Raw genomic sequence first — 2457 nt, 5'->3', positions numbered from 1 at the left:
GCCCGCGAGCGAGGTGCCCACCAGCAGCACGGCGAAGAGCCAGCCCGCGCGTGTCGCGCGATGCGGCGTGGTCAGGACTGCGGACTGCGAACCCATGGTTCCTCCGGAGGTACCAGCTGTTCTTCACGTGACGTGCCGACGTCATGCACGCCTGGAATCGAGGGGGGGTGCGGTCGAATGCCCACGGCTGGAACGCGACCCCCACGCGTCCCCGAGCCCACATGGTGTACCCGGAGCCACACTCCCGGTGGCCTCCGCGTCCTCACCTGGCGGTCGATGCCGCCACGCTATAGGAGGGGCCCGTGCCCAGGTCAACGCCCCAGGCCCTCGCCCTGGAAGACGCTAAGGTGGCCCGCGCATGGTGCCGCCTGTCCGTTTCGTCCTGATGCGTCCGCGCAACGCGGAGAACCTGGGTGCCGCGGCTCGGGCGCTGAAGAATTGTGGCCTCTCGGATTGGGTGTGGGTGACGCCCGAAGTGGAGGATTTGACGCCCGCGCGCCGGCTGGCGGTCCATGCCGAGGACGTTCTTGATGGAGCCCGCCGCGCCGACACGCTGGAGGAAGCCATCGCCGACTGCGTCTGGGTGGTGGGGACGAGTTCGCGCAAGGTGGAGGGCAAGCGACGGCTGCCGCCACGCGCGGTGGGCGAGGAGTTGGTGGCGCGCGCGACGCAGGGCACGGTGGCGCTCGTCTTCGGTGATGAGCGCAGCGGGCTCACCAACGCGGAGGTGGAGCGGTGCCATGACTTGTCCGCCGTGCCCACCGCGCCGGAGCAGCCGTCCATCAACCTGGCGCAGGCCGTGCTGCTGTATGCCTATGAGGTCCGCGTGGCCACGCTCTCGGAGCATGCGCCGCCGCCGGGTCCGCTGCCCGTGGCGGCCACGGACACGGAGCTGGCGCAGGTGGAGTCGACGCTGGGGAGCGTGCTCAGCTCGGGTGGGTTCCTCATCGACGAGCAGCCGGGACGCACGGCCTTGAGGGACTTGTTCGCGCCCCTGCGCCGCTCACGGCTCACGCGCAAGGAGGCGCGGCTGTGGCTGGCCGCGCTGCACACGCTGCGCAAGCGCGGCCCCTAGAGGGTGCGGGCGGAGCGACGGGGGCGTGCCGACGACGACGGGGGCGGGCCTCGGTGCTTGCGCGACAGGCGCACCGCGACCCACGCGAAGACGGCCGCGGCGATGACGAGCAGGGCCACCCAGTACCAGTAGCTGGGGCCGCTGGATTCCGCGGGGGACAGGGACATGTCCTGAGGCACCTGTGCCAGCGCCATGAACGGGACGACCAACGCGAGCAATGGGGTCAGGGGGAAGCGCATGAGTGTCCTCGTCAGGAGAACCTCTCCATCGAGCTCGGTGGCCACAAGCGCTCGCGCCCGCTGTCCCCCCGAGAAGAATCCCCAACGCTCGGGTGCTCGCTCCCTGAGCGGCTCACTTCGTGGGCTTGGGGCCGGTCAGCCGTGAGAGGAGCTTCGGGTCGTCCGGAAGGAGCCCGGCCGCGGGCAGCCGGAGGACGAGTTCCCGCCAGCGAGGGTCCGCGGCGTACGTGCGCTGGAGCAGCGGGAGGGCGGCGTCCACGCGGCCCACGCCGACGAGGGAGATGGCGTGCCAGAAGATCATCTCCGCGTTTCCGGGAGCGAGCCTCTCCGCCGAGGCGTAGGCGGCGAGAGCCCCGTCGGTGTCCTTGCGCTCCAGGGCGAGGTCTCCCTCGTTCATGAAGTTGTAGGCGCGCTGGAGGGTGACGAGGCGGCGGAGTTCCTTGAGGGGCTCCGGGTGGTCCTCGACGCGCAGGTCGAAGCGGCGGTCCATCCAGGGGCGGCCGGTGGACTTCGCGGAGACGACGATGAGGGCGGCGGACTGCTTGCCCCGGATGTCGCCGCCCTGGGCTTCGGCGGCTTCGAGCGCGGTGAGCATGCGCTCGGCGAGGTCGCCCTTGGCTTCGCGGTAGGCCTGGGACATGGCGGGCCAGACGGTGGCCTTGTCCATCATGTTGGCCTGGACGGAGAAGCCCTCGCCGACGACGTGGCCGGCCGCGGCGATGCAGCTCTTGCCGGTGTGCGCGGAGACGCGGCCCTGCGCGTCCACCATGGCGACCTGGCGCACGCTGTTGGCGGCGTCGGCGGCGAGCAGGCCGTTGAGGGCATCGGGCGCGCTGCGTCCCGCGCGCATGAGTTCGAGGCCCAGGCGGCCATAGGACGGGTCGACGAAGGACTGGGTGGCCACGGCGCCGACGCCGGCCTCGGCCCAGGGCACGGCGGAGCCCACGGAGAACCAGTGGGACTGGACGGCGACGCCCATGTCTCCCGTCACGGGGTCCCTGGCGACGATGGAGTACGTGTGGACGGGACGGCGCGGGGTGGAGGGAGGCTCGGCGGCCACGGCGGTGAGTGAGAGGAGGACGAGGCAGACGGCGAGTCGGGACATGGCGGCTCCTGCGGGCGAGGACGCGCAGGGTGGGCGAG

At 71.7% G+C, this 2457-nt stretch carries 3 protein-coding genes; 1 reads left to right on the top strand and 2 read right to left on the bottom strand.

Annotated elements, in window-relative coordinates; translation table 11 throughout:
• Positions 1-358: 358 nt before the first annotated feature.
• Positions 359-1075, top strand: coding sequence for an RNA methyltransferase (locus tag HUW62_RS46760; RefSeq protein WP_163867939.1), 717 nt, complete (start codon positions 359-361; stop codon positions 1073-1075).
• On the opposite strand, the gene HUW62_RS46755 is transcribed toward HUW62_RS46760, so the two are convergent.
• The gene (locus tag HUW62_RS46755) at positions 1072-1314 is read right to left on the bottom strand and encodes a hypothetical protein (protein WP_163867938.1); all 243 of its coding nucleotides are present in this window, start codon (positions 1312-1314) and stop codon (positions 1072-1074) included. The genes HUW62_RS46760 and HUW62_RS46755 overlap by 4 nt on opposite strands.
• A gap of 112 nt (positions 1315-1426) precedes the next feature.
• Positions 1427-2419 (bottom strand): DUF1028 domain-containing protein, encoded by a 993-nt coding sequence (locus HUW62_RS46750; RefSeq protein ID WP_176438137.1) that lies wholly within the window; start codon positions 2417-2419, stop codon positions 1427-1429.
• Positions 2420-2457 lie beyond the last annotated feature (38 nt).

Origin of the sequence: Myxococcus sp. AM011 (genome assembly GCF_013372595.1) — a bacterium.
In the GTDB taxonomy this organism is placed as follows: Bacteria; Myxococcota; Myxococcia; order Myxococcales; family Myxococcaceae; genus Myxococcus; species Myxococcus eversor.
The sequence above is the reverse complement of the archived record's forward strand: the minus strand, read 5'-3'. Positions and strand labels throughout refer to the sequence as shown.

Coding starts and splice junctions, on each gene's coding strand:
- HUW62_RS46760 (WP_163867939.1), top strand. CDS start 359: ATGGTGCCGCCTGTCCGTTTCGTCCTGATGCGTCCGCGCAACGCGGAG.
- HUW62_RS46755 (WP_163867938.1), bottom strand. CDS start 1,314: ATGCGCTTCCCCCTGACCCCATTGCTCGCGTTGGTCGTCCCGTTCATG.
- HUW62_RS46750 (WP_176438137.1), bottom strand. CDS start 2,419: ATGTCCCGACTCGCCGTCTGCCTCGTCCTCCTCTCACTCACCGCCGTG.